The sequence below is a fragment of the Nocardia bovistercoris genome, from assembly GCF_015674855.1.
GTDB classification, from domain to species: domain Bacteria; phylum Actinomycetota; class Actinomycetes; order Mycobacteriales; family Mycobacteriaceae; genus Nocardia; species Nocardia bovistercoris.
Genome location: NZ_JADMLG010000004.1, coordinates 235,301 through 249,856, shown reverse-complemented (window position 1 = coordinate 249,856; position 14,556 = coordinate 235,301). Strand labels below are relative to the sequence as shown.

The window sequence follows — 14,556 nt, the reverse complement described above, 5'->3', positions numbered from 1 at the left end:
GACTCCCGACCTTTCTCGGTGCACAGCCGTGCGCCGAGCACGACCGCCGATCAGCCCGGCGCGGCGCCGCCCGCCGAATACAAGCTCACCTCGCCGTCCTCGCCGAGGAAGGCGTTGACCAGCATGACCCGGTTCGCCTCCGACTCGGCGAGCTCGGGCGCCTCGGTGGTGACCGAGATCTGCGGGATCGACGCCCAGTTCACCACGTAACGTTCGGGCGGGCCGTCGTCGTCGGACAGCCGCGCCAACCGGAACACCGATACGGTCCTGCGCACGATGAGATTTCGCACCACCTCGGCGATTCGCTCGGGGTCTTCCAGCGCGAAGAGAAAGCCGAACCCGAGTTCCGGCGATGACACGTAAGCAGGCACGAATATCGAGGCTAGTCCATGGACACCGCACCCGCAGCGCGGTCACCCGGCGCGATTGCCGAACGTGTGCGGGAGGATCGATCACCGCGCGCGCCGCGAATTCCGCTCCGCGCGGGCGCGAATCGGGGTGTCAAGCCGCGTTCGGGTGACCGATCCGTAACGGCGGATAACGATTTCCGGAATCTGTCGCTTTTCTTACACCTTATGGTTGCGACCCGTCCACGGTCGCGCTTTCCTGAAGTGGTCCCGTTTCTCGGGCGCCCACTTCAACGCATCGCCGCGGATTTCCCGGTTCCTTCGCCGTGCGTGGTGGACCCGACCGCGGGGGGCGTCCGCGCTTCGGGTCCGCCGGAATCTTCTCCGGCTCATCCACGATCGGGTCGTCAACAGGGAGCGGATATGACTACCGAATACCTCGGCAGCCGTATCGGCATCGGCGCGCTGCCGCCGTGCTCGGCGCTGCTGCGCGCCTTCGGGGAATCCGTCGACCGCCCCGAGCATTCGATTCTCGAGGTGGCCCGCGAGCTCGCCGAATGCCATGAACGTCGGTATCGCGCTGTGCTGGCCGCGCGCGCGCCGGGTGCGTCGAGTGGGGTGATCGCCGCCGGTGCGCGCTTGCTCGACGACATCGACCGGCGGCGGGGGGAACTCGTCGGGCGTATCGATCGGTGGGTCGCGGCCAATATCGCGCATCGTGCTGGTGCTTCGTTGCATACCGAGACGCTGGGGGCGGTGATCGATCGGCTTGCTTCGAAATGGATTGTGGCGCAACGGGCTCTGGGGGCGAAGGCGATGAGTGAGCGGCCGCCGGGGCTGGAGGGGGAGGCGCATCTGCATTGGACTCGGCTGGCGGAACTGGCTGATGGGTATCAGGATCTGATCACCGATGTGATCGAGCATCGGAGGCGGCTGCCGGTTTGGTGAGTTGGGGGTTTTGCCGGTGGTGGGTGGCGTCTAGGTGGTTGGCCTGGGAGCCACCCGACCCGGGCTGGCCTGGGAGCCACCCGACCCGGGCTGGCCTGAGTGCCACCCGACCCGGGTTCGCCTGAGTGCCACCCGACCCGGGTTCGCCTGAGTGCCACCCGACCCGGGTTCGCCTGAGTGCCACCCGACCCGGGCTGGCCTGAGTGCCACCCGACCCGGGTTCGCCTGAGTGCCACCCGACCCGGGCTGGCCTGAGTGCCACCCGACCCGGGCTGGCCTGAGTGCCACCCGACCCGGGCTGGCCTGAGTGCCACCCGACCCGGGCTGGCCTGAGTGCCACCCGACCCGGGCTGGCCTGAGTGCCACCCGACCCGGGTTCGCCTGAGTGCCACCCGACCCGGGCTGGGCTGGAACGTGGGGGACTTTCACAGCGGCTCTTCGCAATGGTGTGCCCGCGCGCTGTGTTTATTGGCGTCGACTTCGTCGCCGCGGGTTCGCGGCCCCTCAGTCGCTCGTCGGGCTCGCTCCCGACGGGGCTGGGTTGGTCGGGATGTTGCGGGTTTGGGTGTACCCGTCGGGGCTGGGTGGGGCTTGGAAGGAGACGCTTGTCGGGATACCGGCTGGCGCGGCTTCGGGTGTGAGGTGGGCCCGAACTGTTGCTCGTCGGGGTCAGGGGCGCTCGTTGGTTTCGGTGTCGACTACCTCGGCGTCGACGTATGGGGGCGCGGTGGGGGTGGCGCCGGGGGTGGCGGGCGCATCCTCGGGGGCGGCGACGTGATCGGGGTCGGGCGCTCGGTCCGCTTGGGCGTCCTGGCGGGCCGCGGCCGCTGCCTCGTTCATTTCTATGGCGTCGGTGATCCACTCGCCGATCTCGCGGGTGACCTCGGCGACGGTTCCGGCGATGATATTCGCAATATTGCCGACATGCCGGGCGCCGGAGGACGTTAATTCCTGAATCAAATCCTTGTTGCTTTCGAATTTTCCGATCATTACACGCCCACTTCGGTCGCCTTCCGCTGTCGCATCACGATAACACCGGGGGCCGGGTCCATCCTGAGCGCAGCGGGCAGGAACGAGGCGAGTCGGGAGCGATGCAGTGCGGGGGGCAAGGCCAGTTTGACGATCTTCGCCCATACCGAGCCGATCTGTTTGCCGAGCGGGCCGGTGTTGTAGGGCAGGCCGTACTCGCGGCACAGTTCTCGCACCTCGGGCGCCATTTCCGGGTACCGGTTGGCGGGTAGGTCGGGGAACAGGTGGTGTTCGATCTGGTGCGACAGGTTGCCGGACATGATGTGGAACAGCCTGCTGCCGGTGATGTTCGCCGAACCGAGCATCTGGCGCACATACCATTCGCCTCGGGTCTCCTCGGCGGTCTCCTCCTCGGTGAACGTCTGTACGCCAGAGGGGAAGTGACCGCAGAAGATGATCGAGTACGCCCAGATATTGCGCACCACGTTCGCGGTGGCGTTCCCGGCCAGCGTGCTCAGGAACAGCGGACCCGACAGCAGCGGGAACACCACGTAGTCCTTGAGCACCTGCCTGCCCGCCTTGCGCCACTGCCCCGCGAGCAACCGCTTCACCTCGGGCCATGACCGCTTGCCGCGCACGATGTTCTCGACTTCGAGGTCATGCAGCATCACGCCCCACTCGAACAGCATCATCAACCCGAAGGCGAACACCGGATTGCCGAGTCGCGCCGGATTCCACTCCTGCGCCTCGTCGATGCGCAGCACGCCGTAACCGATGTCGCGGTCGCGGCCGTGGATGTTGGTGTAGGTGTGGTGCATGTAGTTGTGCGAATGCCGCCACTGATCGGCCGGGCAGACCGTATCCCATTCGAACTCACGGGAATTCAGGTCCGGTTCGCGCATCCAGTCGTACTGGCCGTGCATGACGTTGTGGCCGATCTCCATGTTGTCCAGGATCTTCGACACACTCAGCGCGGCCACCGCGGCCAGCCAGACCGGCGGCAGGAACCCCAGGTACATCAGGCCGCGGCCCGCGATCTCGAAACCGCGCTGCGCCTTGATGATCGAGTAGATGTATTCGCGGTCGCGCTCGCCCAGATCGGCGACGACGCGGTCGCGCAATTCGTCCAGAGCCTTGCCGAGCGCTTCGACCTGGTCCGGGCTCAGGACCAGCGGGCCGTCCGCGGTTTCGGTGAGTATGGTCATCGGTTTCACTCCCCTGTGTCGTTGGGTCGTTTCGGATTGCGGCTAGATGGCGATGTCGACGTCGCCCACGGGTGCGTTCACGCACAGCTGGATGGGCTGGTCGGGATCGCTGTCGGTCTCCCCGGTGCGCAGGTCGCGGGTGCACCCGCTGCGGCGAACCGCGGTGCAGGAGAAGCAGATCCCCATGCGGCAGCCGTGTTCGGGGGTCAGCCCGGCGGATTCGGCCTGGTCGAGCAGACTCGCCCCGGAATTGTCCGCGCTGACACCGCTTTCGGTGAAGCGCACGGTGCCGTGCGCGTCCTCGGCGGTAGTCGGTGCGAGCGCGACGGTGAACTCCTCGGCGTGCAGGCGATCCGACAGACCGTCGGCCTCGAAGATCGCGCGCACCGCCGCCATCAGCGGGGCAGGTCCGCAGACGTAGGTCTGCGCGTCGGCGAAGCGCGGGGCGACGCGCTCGAGTTCTTCGCGGTCGAAGTGCCCGCCGCCGCTGATCTCGGTGCAGGCGCCCGGCGCCGCGGTGGCGTCGACCGCGCGGCGACCGGGGTAGCGCAGTTCCACGCGGAACCCGGGGCGGGTCCGCGCGATGGCATCCAATTCCGCGCGATGCGGCACCAGCACAGGCGATTTCGCGTAGTGCAGGAACACCAGGTCGCCCGGATACCCTTCGGCGGCGAGGGTGCGCATCATCGACAGCACGGGCGTGATGCCGCTGCCCGCGCTGATCAACACGATGCGCTCGGGTCGCGGTTCCGGTAGCCGGAAGACGCCGTCGGCGGGCGCCAGGTCGACCACCATGCCCGCGGTCGCGTGGCGGTGCAGGTACTGCGAGACGAGTCCGCCGCTGTGCGCCTTGACCGTCAACTCGATCCGCCGCGCACGGCCGTTCTCCGGGTTGACCGGCGAATAGCACCTGGTGTGGCGCACGCCGTCGATGACGACGCCGATACGGACGTACTGTCCCGCGGCGTGCCCGCGCCAGTGCCTGGTCGGGCGCAGCGTGAGGGTGACCGAGCCGGGGGTCGAGCGGCCGACGTGAACGATCTCAGCGCGCATCCGCCGCGCGGTCAAGGTGGGGCTGACCAGCTCGAGGTAGCGGTCCAGCGGATGCGGCGTGGTCAGGGTCTGCACCAGGTCGATGAGATCCACCATCAGGTTCTCCGTGCCTCTTGTCGGGCGGCGGCGCGAACATTTCAGTGCACGCCTGTACACTCAACCAGTGTGACCTATGAACGGTGCCCGGTGTCAACCGACATACCGTGTGACCCGACTAACATCCACGGAGAAGGCGAATGGTGAACGAATGTATGCTCACCGTGATGACCGAGCAGGCACAGACGCGAAACGAGCGCAAGGAGCGGACCCGACAGGCTCTCCTCGACGGCACGCTCGCGCTCGCGGCCGACCGCGGCTTCGCCGCGCTCAGCCTGCGTGAGATCGCCCGCTCGGCCGGTATCGTGCCCACCGCCTTCTATCGGCATTTCGCCTCGCTGGAAGACCTCGGCGCCACCCTCGTCGACGACGGCGTCACCGCGCTGCGCCTCGCCCTGCGTGAGGTACGTCGCAATTCCGACGCGGGCCTCGCCGAAACCGTGCGGTTCGTCTTCGGCCAGGTCGCGGAGCGGCGCGAACTGTTCGGCTTCCTCATCCGCGAACGCCACGGCGGCTCGACGGCGCTGCGCGGCGCCATCGCGCTGGAGACACAGCTGATCGTGCGCGAACTCGTCGCCGACCTGTCGCGCCTGCGCGCCCTCGACGCCTGGAGTCCGCGCGATCTGGAAATCGCCGCCGACCTGCTGGTCTCCACCGTCGCCGACGGCATCGCCGCCTACGTCGCCGCCGCGCCCCGCGAAACCATTTCGATCATCGACCGCACGGTCATGCAGATGCGCCTGATCGCACTCGGCATCGGGGCGTGGACCCCGCGGCAACGCTGATATCCGCACCATCGGGCCGCCCGCGAGGCGGCTCGACACGTCAACACCCACGGAGAGGTCCTCGCATGCCGCGTGGCACAGTCACCGAAGTAGTCGAACTGGAGAACGGCGATACCGCCGCATCCCTTGTCGTCGAGTCCGGTGTATTCGGCAACGGCGATCCCGTCGTAGTGCTGCGCGAGGGCGTCCCCGTCGCCGAGACCAGCATCTACCCGGTCGGCGGGCATTCGCGCTACCGCACCTCGCTGAACGAGTCGCACGCCCTGGTGAAAGGCGTCCTCTGCCGAATCGGCGACACCATCGAAGGCGCGCGCTGAAATCCTCGGAACGAACCGGACTGCCGAACGTGGCCTTCTCGACTCGGGCCGCTCGACAGACCTCGCGCCCGGCGGCACGCTCGGATACCACGCCCTCCGGTCGGGCGCAATCCGCTGTCAGCCTGAGGTTTTCGCGCCCGGTCCACGCACCGGCAGCAGTACCGCCAGGCCCGCGCCGAGTACCAGCAGCAGACCGATCAAGCCCGCCCGGTCGGAATCGAAGGCCCACACGAAGAATCCGAACAGCGCGGGCGCGAGGAATGACACCGCGCGGCCGGTGGTGGTGTAGAGGCCGAACAGCTGACCTTCGCGGCCGGGCGGGGCGAGCCGGGCCAGGAAGGACCGCGCGCTGGCCTGCGCGGGCCCCACCGACACGGTCAACAGCAGGCCGATGATCCAGAACATCAAGGGTCCGGACACGAACAGCAGCACCACACCCCAGAACAGCATCGACGCCAGTGACACCACGATCACCGCCTTCGGCCCGACCCGGTCGTCGAAACGGCCCGCGACCAGCGCGCCGATCGCCGCCACCACGTTCGCGGCGATGCCGAACAGCAGGATGTCGGCGTCGGCGATGCCGTACACCCGCACGGCGAGTACCGCGCCGAAGGTGAACACGCCCGCGAGTCCGTCGCGAAAGACCGCGCTGGCCACCAGGAATCCCACCGTGCGACGATCGGCCGCCCACAGTTCCCGCACATCGCGCCACAGCACCCGGTACGAGCCGAGGAATCCGGCGCTCGACGCGCCGGGATCGGCGTCGGTACGTGGTATTTCGGGCACGGCGAACAGGACGGGCAGCGCGAAGGCGGCGAACCAGACCGCGGCGAGCAGGGCAACCAGACGGATGTTCAAGCCGCCTTCGATGGGCACACCGAACAGTCCGCGCTCGTCGCCGTCACCGGCGATGAATCCGAAGTAGCAGAAGAGCAGCAGGAAGATGCCACCGAAATAACCCATGGCCCAACCGAATCCGGAGACCCGACCGACTGTTTCGGGCGTGGAGACCTGCCGCAGCATCGCGTTGTACGGCACGCCCGCGAGTTCGAACACCGCCGACCCGAAGGCAAGCAGCACCAGCCCGAGCCACAGATAGTGGTAATCGTCACGCACGAAGAACAGCCCGCACATGGACGCGACGGTGAGTCCGGTGAGCAACACCAGCGCGCGTTTACGGCGCGCGGCGGCGTCGAAGTACTGCCCCGCGACCGGTGCGGTGAGCGCGACGAGCACGCCCGCGATGGCGATGGCCCACCCGAGCCAGGCGCTCGCGCTGACGCCGCCCGGCAGGTCCTCGCCGACCTTGTCGGTGAGATAGACCGAGAAGACGAAGGTGAGGACGACGGCCTGGAAGGCGGAAGATCCCCAGTCCCACAGTCCCCATGCCACGATCTGGCGGCGCCCGGCGGCCTGTCCGATGGTCGCTTCGGCGTCGTTCACCTCGGTCATGTGGCGCAGCCTAACCGGCGACGGGCCGACGCCGCGCGGGTCGACACGAGGTCGGCGGGCCGCTATGCACCTAGTTGCATAGTACCGCGTGTTATGGATAACCTGTCGCCATGGCACTCGAGCACGCGCTACTGGTATCGCTGAGCGAACGCGCGGGCTCGGGCTACGAACTGGCGCGCCGGTTCGACAAATCCATCGGCTACTTCTGGAGTGCCACCCACCAGCAGATCTACCGCGTCCTCAAACGCATGGACGAGGCGGGCTGGCTCGATCGCGAAACCGTGACCCAGGACGGCAAACCCGACAAGAAGGTCTACTCGGTCAATGCCGAAGGCCGCGCCGAACTCTCGCGCTGGATCGCCGAACCCACCGAGTCCGACATCCCGCGCAGCGACCTCGGCGTCAAGATCCGCGCCGCCGTGCACGGCGACCTCGACGCGCTGCTCACCGAAGTCGCCCACCACCGCGACCAGCACGCTCGACGCCTCGAGGTGTTCCGCCTCATCGAGAAAAACGACTTCCCCGTGCCGGATCAGCTCACCGGCACGGCACTGCACCAGTACCTGGTCCTGCGCGGCGGCATCCGCGTCGAATCCGGATTCGTCGACTGGTGCACGGAAATCCTGCACACACTACGACCGGATGCGACGGCACCGCACCCGGAGTGACGGAGAACCCGGATGAGTTCCTATCCCCGCCTTTTCGAACCGCTCGACCTCGGCTTCACCACCCTGCGCAACCGCGTGGTGATGGGTTCCATGCACACCGGCCTCGAAGACCGCGCCTGGGACACCAACAAACTGGCGGCCTATTTCGCCGAACGCGCCCGCGGCGGTGTAGGACTCGTCATCACCGGTGGCTACGCGCCCAACCGCACCGGCTGGCTGTTGCCCTTCGGCGCCAAACTCACCACCAAGGCCGAGGCGTACCGACATCGCGCCATCACCAGGGCCGTGCACGAGGCAGGCGGGAAGATCGCCATCCAGATCCTGCACGCGGGCCGCTATTCGTATATGCCCGGCAGTGTTTCGGCCTCGGCCATCAAGGCGCCCATCAACCCGTTCCGACCCAGGTCGCTGTCCGCGAAGGGTGTCGAGCGAACCATCGACGACTATGCGCGCTGTGCCGCGCTGGCGAAACTCGCGGGCTACGACGGCTGCGAGATCATGGGCGGCGAAGGCTATTTCATCAACCAGTTCCTCGCGCCGCGCACCAACAAGCGCACCGACGACTGGGGTGGGACACCGGCCAAACGCCGCCGCCTCGCGGTGGAGATCGTGCGGCGGGTCCGAGCCGCGGTCGGCCCCGAGTTCATCATCGTCTTCCGGTTGTCCATGGCCGAACTCGTGGAGAACGGCCAGACCTTCGAGGAAATCCGCACGCTGGCACGCGAACTCGAAGCCGCGGGCGTGCACATCCTCAACACCGATATCGGCTGGCACGAGGCCAGGGTGCCGACCATCGTCACCTCGGTGCCGCGCGCGGCGTTCGTGGAATTCACCGCCGAGATCACCCGCGCGGTCGGCATCCCGGTGTGCGCCTCCAATCGGATCAACATGCCCGAGATCGCCGAGGAGATCCTGACCCGCGGCGACGCCCAATTGATCTCACTGGCCAGGCCGCTGCTCGCCGACCCGGAATGGGTGAACAAGGCCGCCATGGACCGCGTCGACGAGATCAACACCTGCATCGCCTGCAACCAGGCCTGCCTCGATCACGCGTTCGCCCGCAAAACCGTGTCCTGCCTGCTGAATCCGCGCGCCGGGCACGAAACCGAACTGATCCTGTCCCCCACCCGCCGCGCCAAACGGATCGCGGTTGTCGGCGCAGGCCCCGCCGGGCTGTCCGCCGCCGTCAACCTCGCCGAACGCGGCCACCGCGTCGACCTCTTCGAAGCCGACGACAAGATCGGCGGACAGTTCGACATCGCGCGCCGCATCCCCGGCAAGGAGGAATTCGACGAATCCCTGCGCTATTACACTCGCATGCTCGAGATCACCGGCGTCACCGTCCGACTCGGCACGCGAGTCGGCGCGGACGAACTCATCGCGGGCGGCTACGACGAGGTGGTCCTCGCCACCGGCGTGAAACCCCGCGTACCCGACATCCCCGGCATCGACCATCCGATGGTGCTGTCCTACGCCGAACTCGTGCGCGAGGGCCGACCCGTCGGCAAGCGGGTCGCGGTCATCGGCGCGGGCGGAATCGGTTACGACATCAGCGAATTCCTGACCGTGGAAGGCCATCCCACGCTGAAGCCGGACGAGTGGAAACAGGAATGGGGCATCGACGCCGACGACGAGCAGGTCCGCGGCCAACTCGCGGTCCCCCGCCCCGCCCCCGCGGCCCGCGAAGTCGTACTGCTACAACGCAAGTCGACCCCGTTCGGCAAGGACCTCGGCAAGACCACGGGCTGGGTGCATCGTGCCGCCGTCCAGGCCAAGGGCGTCGAACAACTCGGCGGAGTCAACTACGAGCGCATCGACGACCACGGACTGCACATCAGCTTCGGCGCCGCACACGAACGACCACAACTGATCCCGGTCGACAACGTGATCGTCTGCGCGGGCCAGGAATCGGTCCGTGACCTCGAACAACCCCTACGAGCCGCAGGCATGGACCCGCACCTCATCGGCGGCGCCGACCTCGCCGCCGAACTCGACGCCAAACGCGCCATCGACCAGGGCACCCGCCTTGCCGCACGCCTCTGAAACCACGCGGTGCCCACCACGGCACGAGTGCTTCCCGACGTGCGAACAGGACGAGCGGATCGCGGCCGTGCCCGATGCCTCGGCGGCATCGCGTAGCCTCGCAGCGTGAGTTTGCCTGCCCCCACTTCGGACAATCGCGCGGTGGTCACCGGCGCGTCCTCCGGTATCGGAACCGCCCTCGCCGCCGAACTCGCGGCGCGCGGATATTCGCTGATCCTCGTCGCGCGCCGCGGTGAGCTGCTCGCCGACCTGGCGCGGCGGCTCACCGAGCGGCACGGGATCACCGCCGAGGTGCGCGCGGTCGACCTGTCCGACCGCGACCAGCGCCGACCGCTCGCCCAGGAACTGGCCGACCGCGATATCGCGATCCTGTGCAACAACGCGGGCGTGGCGACCTTCGGCGCCGTCGCCGACCTCGACCCCGACTTCGAACGCGCGGTGATGGAACTCAACGCCGTCGCCGTCCACGACCTGAGCCTGGCCGCACTGCCCGGCATGATCGCGCGCGGCGCGGGCGGCATCCTCGTCACCGGCTCGGCGGCGGGCAACATGCCCATCCCCAACAACACCACCTACGCCGCGTCCAAAGCGTTCGCCAACAGCTTCGCCGAATCGCTGCGCGGCGAACTGCGCGGCAAAGGCGTGCACGTCACCCTGCTCGCCCCCGGCCCCGTGCGCACCGACAACCCGGAGCAGACCGAAGCGTTCGTCGCCGACAACAAGGTGCCCGAATTCATCTGGGTCTCCGCCGAACACACCGCGAAACTCTCCCTGGACGCACTCGCGCGCAACAAGATGCGCGTGGTCCCCGGCCTGCTCGGCAAGGGCATGAGCGTCGCGGGCCAATACGCCCCACGCGCCCTGTCCGCACCGATCGCGGGCGCGCTGTACCGACGACTCGGCAACTGAGGCCCCGTCAGGCGCCGGACGCGCGTACGGTCCCGACGACACGGCCCGAATCCCGCGGCTGGTCAGACCCGCACCGCACGGGCCGCGGCCTCGGCGGCGCGCACCGCCTCGAACGCGTCGACCCGACCGTAGCCGTACCACCGACTGTGACCGTCGGCCTCGTACTCGCCGCCCTCGGGATCGATGCGCTCACACACCTCCCTGAGCACCTGCTTCACACGTTCGGAACTCAGCTCGGGACCCACCGACAGCATCAACGCCACCACACCCGCGACACCGGGGCACGCACTGGAGGTGCCGCCGAAACTGTTGGTGAAGTTGCCCGCGAGGTCACCGTCGGCGGCGCGGCCGGTGTTGTAGCCGTCGCGACCGTGCCGGTCCACGGTCCAGATGCCCTTGGTGAGCGGAGCCGGATGGCCGAACGGCGCGTGACCGAGATCATTGCTCGGGAACGCGCACCACACGGCTTTGCCGAAATCGCTGTAGACACTGCGCTTTCCGGTGTCGTTGCAGGCCGCGACCGCGATCACCTTCGGGTAGCTCGCGTACCCGTCGTTGTCGACCGACTCGTTCCCGTTCCCCGCCGCGAACACCACAACGCACCCGCGACCGCCGCGCCCCTTGGTCACCGCGTACTCGATCGCGAGGCGAGTGCTGGCAGGCAAGGCGACCACCCTGGTGTGTGCCGGGTCGTTCGGTCGGAACCAGGCGCCGTCGGTGGGACCCCAACTGCACGAGACCACATCGGCGCCGTGATCGGCCGCCCACCGGAATGCCTGCGCCTCGGCCTGCGATCCGAGCCCCGAGGCCAACCGGATCGGCAGCAGCTTCGCCTCCGGCGCGACCCCCGACGCCCCCACCGCACCGGCGGCGCACGCCACCCCGGCGCATGCGGTGCCGTGATTGTCGCCGTCGTCGGGCCCGGTGCCGAAACTGTCCTTCGGCCGCGGATCATCGGTGCCCGAGGTCACATCACGCGGCGCGACGACCTTGCCCGCGAATTCCGGATGATCGATGTCGACACCGTCGTCCACGATCGCGATCGTGATGCCCCTCCCGCGCGTGACCGCATGCGCCGCTTCGACATTGGCACTCGCATCGATGGCCTTCCCGTCGACCACGGTCCGCTTCAGATGCCACTGCTGATCGAAGATCGCCTTGTGCGAACGCGGCCGGATCAATTCCGGATGGCTGAACCGCACATCCTCGCGCTCCAGCAGCGCGTTCGCGATATCGAACACCCGCTGCCCCGTGCCCTCGGGCGCCGCCGCGAAATACGCGTTCTCCGCGTACTCCACCCGCTCGCGCACCTCGAGCCCCGCCCCGACGAGCACCGCACGACAGTCCGCCGGTTCCGCGTCGTCGATGAACTTCACGAACACGTTCTCGGTGTACAGCACCGGCTCATCCGATCCCGGGTCAACCAGCACATGCCCCGCGAATCGAATCTCCGGCGCCTGTTCGAGCTCCCGCTTCCGCTCGGCCACCGACAGATCCGGCGGCAGCCGATAAACCTCGATCCCCGCCTCCGGATACCCCACCACCAACCGAGCATCCTCGAACTCAGCCCCCAACGGCGTCCGCACCGCCCCCGACCGCCGCGCCACCCCCCGCCCCGAATACGTCCGCACCACAATCAGATCCGAACTGGGCACCAATTCGAACCCCGGCTCATCCACGGTCCCGAACTTCACGGTAGGCACCGCGACTCCCTCCATCCGCCACACCAACGTCCCCAGAATGTAACCACCACCCCACCCACCTCGCACGACGACCCGCAGGCAAGCCGTCTGCCACACGCGCCGATACCTCGCAGGCGCCGCTCACCTCCGACGGCGCGTCCCGAAGAGGCTGCGGCTGATCTCGCGTCCCGCCGCACTCGCCGCCGAGCGCAGGAAACTCTTCACCGCGGGATTCCTCATGATGCGTTCGGCGGCCGAATCCTGTTCCGGCGCAGTGTCCGATCGCCCGGGCGGCGGCGGAGCATGATCGGGCGGCGCGGCGGCTTCGATTTTCGCGGTGAGGATTTCGTAGGCCGATTCGCGATCGATGGTTCGCGCGTACTTTCCCGCGAGCGGGCTGGAGAGTGCGGCCGACTTGATCGCTTCGGTTCCTATGGTGTCCATGAGAGAGCGGGGCGGGCGAATCCTGGTCCACGCTACCGGAGTCGGCGCACCGGTCTCGGACAGTACGGTGACGACGGCCTCACCGGTGCCGAGCGAGGTGAGCGCTTCTTCGAGGTCGTATACCGACGTCTTCGGGAAGGTGCGAACGGTTTTCGTGAGCGCTTTCTGATCGTCGGGGGTGAAGGCGCGCAGCGCGTGCTGAATGCGCGCACCGAGTTGGGACAACACCGGATTCGGTATGTCGGTGGGGAGCTGGGTGCAGAAGAAGACACCGACGCCTTTGGAGCGGATCAGTTTCACGGTCTGCTCGACTTGATCGAGGAACGCTTTGGACGCGTCGGCGAACAGCAGGTGCGCCTCGTCGAAGATGAACACGAGTTTCGGAGTATCGACGTCACCGACCTCGGGCAAGGTCTGGAACAGGTCGGCGAGCACCCACATGAGGAACGTGGAGAACATCACCGGCCGCGCCGCCTGCGCGCCGAGTTCGAACAGCGTGATCACGCCGTGCCCGCCAACGGTGCGCACCAGATCGGCCGGGTCGAGTTCGGGTTCCCCGAAGAAGGTCTCCCCGCCGTCGGCTTCCAGATTGACCAGCGCGCGCAGGATCACCCCCGCCGTCGCCGCCGACACGCCGCCGATCCCTTTCAGATCCGCCTTGCCTTCGGCGCTGGTGAGATGGGTGATGACGGCGCGCAGATCCTTCAGATCCAGCAGGGCGAGTCCGTTGCGATCGGCCCAGTGGAAGATCAGCCCGAGCGTGGATTCCTGAGTCTCGTTGAGTCCGAGCACCTTACCGAGCAGCACCGGACCGAACGCGGTGACTGTGGCACGAATCGGCACCCCGATGCCATCGGTGCCGAGCGAGACGAACTCGGTGGGGAAACCCGACGGCGCCCAGTCCGGCGCACCGGTCTTGGCGGCGCGCGCGGCGATCTCGTCCCCCGCCTCGCCCGCTCGCGCCAGACCCGACAGGTCACCTTTGACATCGGCCAGCACCACGGGCACCCCCGCGTGCGATAGCTGTTCGGCGATGCCCTGCAATGTCTTCGTCTTGCCGGTGCCGGTCGCCCCCGCGACCAATCCGTGGCGGTTCACCGTGCGCAGCGGTATGCGCACCGCCGCGCCCGGGTCCACCTGCCCGTCCACGACCACCGTCCCGAGTTCCAGCGCGGCACCCTGCGCCAGGTAACCCGCGGCGATCTGCCGGGCGACCGATGTATCGACATTGTCGGCGGCGGCTTCGGCCACGGCCTGCTGCTGAGCGGCCACCCCCGCGGCCTCGGCGGTGCGTTCGGCACGAGCCGCGGCGCCGCCCGCCGCCGCGACCGCCGCACCGCCGATACCCGAGGCCGCGGCCGCCTCCTGTGCGAGCAGTTCCCGCTCGGCGGCCTCGGCCGCGGCCTGCGCCCGCGCCGCCACCCGCGCTGCCTCCTCGGCCGCCGCACGAGCCGCCGCGACCCGCTCCCGTGGTGTCTGCGCCGCATCGCTGCGCGAAGGGTCGTTCATCGCACATCCTCCGTCCGGTCTGACTCCCGCGCGCGGGATTTGCCGACGTACCGAAAACGCTGTGCCGAACTCTGCGGAAAGCCTATCCCCGCCGTCGCGCGTTCGACGGTGTACCGGTCCGGTGACGCC

General features: G+C 68.2%; 13 protein-coding genes. 6 read left to right on the top strand and 7 right to left on the bottom strand.

Translation table 11 applies throughout. The features are described 5' to 3' along the window. Positions 1-50: 50 nt before the first annotated feature. Positions 51-371 (bottom strand): hypothetical protein, encoded by a 321-nt coding sequence (locus IT779_RS12230; RefSeq protein ID WP_196149385.1) that lies wholly within the window; start codon positions 369-371, stop codon positions 51-53. An 18-nt stretch (positions 372-389) separates the two neighbouring features. Here IT779_RS12230 and IT779_RS37695 point away from each other — a divergent pair, with 18 nt between their 5' ends. Next, positions 390-1,295 carry a DUF4254 domain-containing protein gene (locus IT779_RS37695; RefSeq protein WP_232541666.1) on the top strand — a complete coding sequence of 302 codons (906 nt, stop codon included), beginning with the start codon at positions 390-392 and terminating at the stop codon, positions 1,293-1,295. A 669-nt stretch (positions 1,296-1,964) separates the two neighbouring features. On the opposite strand, the gene IT779_RS12220 is transcribed toward IT779_RS37695, so the two are convergent. From IT779_RS12220 to IT779_RS12210, 3 genes are read right to left on the bottom strand one after another with little or no spacing between them, the layout of a single operon-like run. Further along, on the bottom strand, positions 1,965-2,285 hold the full coding sequence (locus IT779_RS12220; protein ID WP_196149384.1) for a hypothetical protein: 321 nt from the start codon (positions 2,283-2,285) through the stop codon (positions 1,965-1,967). Next, the gene (locus IT779_RS12215) at positions 2,285-3,469 is read right to left on the bottom strand and encodes a fatty acid desaturase family protein (RefSeq protein ID WP_196149383.1); all 1,185 of its coding nucleotides are present in this window, start codon (positions 3,467-3,469) and stop codon (positions 2,285-2,287) included. The genes IT779_RS12220 and IT779_RS12215 overlap by 1 nt, the downstream gene beginning before the upstream one ends. Before the next feature lie 42 nt (positions 3,470-3,511). Next, entirely contained in the window at positions 3,512-4,618 is a 1,107-nt protein-coding gene (locus IT779_RS12210; protein WP_196149382.1) for a ferredoxin reductase, read from the bottom strand. Positions 4,619-4,785: 167 nt separating this feature from the next. On the opposite strand from IT779_RS12210, the gene IT779_RS12205 reads away from it, so the two are divergent. Beyond that, positions 4,786-5,403 (top strand): TetR family transcriptional regulator, encoded by a 618-nt coding sequence (locus IT779_RS12205; protein WP_232541665.1) that lies wholly within the window; start codon positions 4,786-4,788, stop codon positions 5,401-5,403. A gap of 65 nt (positions 5,404-5,468) precedes the next feature. Beyond that, positions 5,469-5,720, top strand: coding sequence for a hypothetical protein (locus IT779_RS12200; protein WP_196149380.1), 252 nt, complete (start codon positions 5,469-5,471; stop codon positions 5,718-5,720). A gap of 117 nt (positions 5,721-5,837) precedes the next feature. Here the strand turns inward: IT779_RS12200 and IT779_RS12195 are convergent, their stop codons facing one another. Further along, positions 5,838-7,172 (bottom strand): MFS transporter, encoded by a 1,335-nt coding sequence (locus IT779_RS12195; RefSeq protein ID WP_196149379.1) that lies wholly within the window; start codon positions 7,170-7,172, stop codon positions 5,838-5,840. A 110-nt stretch (positions 7,173-7,282) separates the two neighbouring features. Between IT779_RS12195 and IT779_RS12190 the strand changes: the two genes are divergently transcribed. The 3 genes from IT779_RS12190 to cmrA all read left to right on the top strand — a co-directional run bounded on the left by IT779_RS12190 (position 7,283) and on the right by cmrA (position 10,792). After that, positions 7,283-7,840, top strand: a complete 558-nt coding sequence (locus IT779_RS12190; protein ID WP_196149378.1) for a PadR family transcriptional regulator — start codon at positions 7,283-7,285, stop codon at positions 7,838-7,840. Between the two features lie 12 nt (positions 7,841-7,852). After that, positions 7,853-9,883 carry an NADPH-dependent 2,4-dienoyl-CoA reductase gene (locus tag IT779_RS12185; RefSeq protein WP_196149377.1) on the top strand — a complete coding sequence of 677 codons (2,031 nt, stop codon included), beginning with the start codon at positions 7,853-7,855 and terminating at the stop codon, positions 9,881-9,883. Positions 9,884-9,988: 105 nt separating this feature from the next. After that, complete coding sequence (cmrA, locus tag IT779_RS12180) at positions 9,989-10,792, top strand: mycolate reductase (RefSeq protein WP_196149376.1); 804 nt, start codon at positions 9,989-9,991, stop codon at positions 10,790-10,792. 62 nt (positions 10,793-10,854) lie between these two features. On the opposite strand, the gene IT779_RS12175 is transcribed toward cmrA, so the two are convergent. After that, positions 10,855-12,495, bottom strand: a complete 1,641-nt coding sequence (locus IT779_RS12175; RefSeq protein WP_198428420.1) for a S8 family peptidase — start codon at positions 12,493-12,495, stop codon at positions 10,855-10,857. Positions 12,496-12,615: 120 nt separating this feature from the next. Next, positions 12,616-14,427 carry a helicase HerA-like domain-containing protein gene (locus IT779_RS12170; protein ID WP_196149374.1) on the bottom strand — a complete coding sequence of 604 codons (1,812 nt, stop codon included), beginning with the start codon at positions 14,425-14,427 and terminating at the stop codon, positions 12,616-12,618. Positions 14,428-14,556: the final 129 nt, after the last annotated feature.

Bases quoted from the DNA above. Each gene is read 5' to 3' on its own strand.
- IT779_RS37695 (WP_232541666.1), top strand. From the start codon at position 390: ATGGACACCGCACCCGCAGCGCGGTCACCCGGCGCGATTGCCGAACGT.
- IT779_RS12220 (WP_196149384.1), bottom strand. From the start codon at position 2,285: ATGATCGGAAAATTCGAAAGCAACAAGGATTTGATTCAGGAATTAACG.
- IT779_RS12215 (WP_196149383.1), bottom strand. From the start codon at position 3,469: ATGACCATACTCACCGAAACCGCGGACGGCCCGCTGGTCCTGAGCCCG.
- IT779_RS12210 (WP_196149382.1), bottom strand. From the start codon at position 4,618: ATGGTGGATCTCATCGACCTGGTGCAGACCCTGACCACGCCGCATCCG.
- IT779_RS12205 (WP_232541665.1), top strand. From the start codon at position 4,786: ATGACCGAGCAGGCACAGACGCGAAACGAGCGCAAGGAGCGGACCCGA.
- IT779_RS12200 (WP_196149380.1), top strand. From the start codon at position 5,469: ATGCCGCGTGGCACAGTCACCGAAGTAGTCGAACTGGAGAACGGCGAT.
- IT779_RS12195 (WP_196149379.1), bottom strand. From the start codon at position 7,172: ATGACCGAGGTGAACGACGCCGAAGCGACCATCGGACAGGCCGCCGGG.
- IT779_RS12190 (WP_196149378.1), top strand. From the start codon at position 7,283: ATGGCACTCGAGCACGCGCTACTGGTATCGCTGAGCGAACGCGCGGGC.
- IT779_RS12185 (WP_196149377.1), top strand. From the start codon at position 7,853: ATGAGTTCCTATCCCCGCCTTTTCGAACCGCTCGACCTCGGCTTCACC.
- IT779_RS12170 (WP_196149374.1), bottom strand. From the start codon at position 14,427: ATGAACGACCCTTCGCGCAGCGATGCGGCGCAGACACCACGGGAGCGG.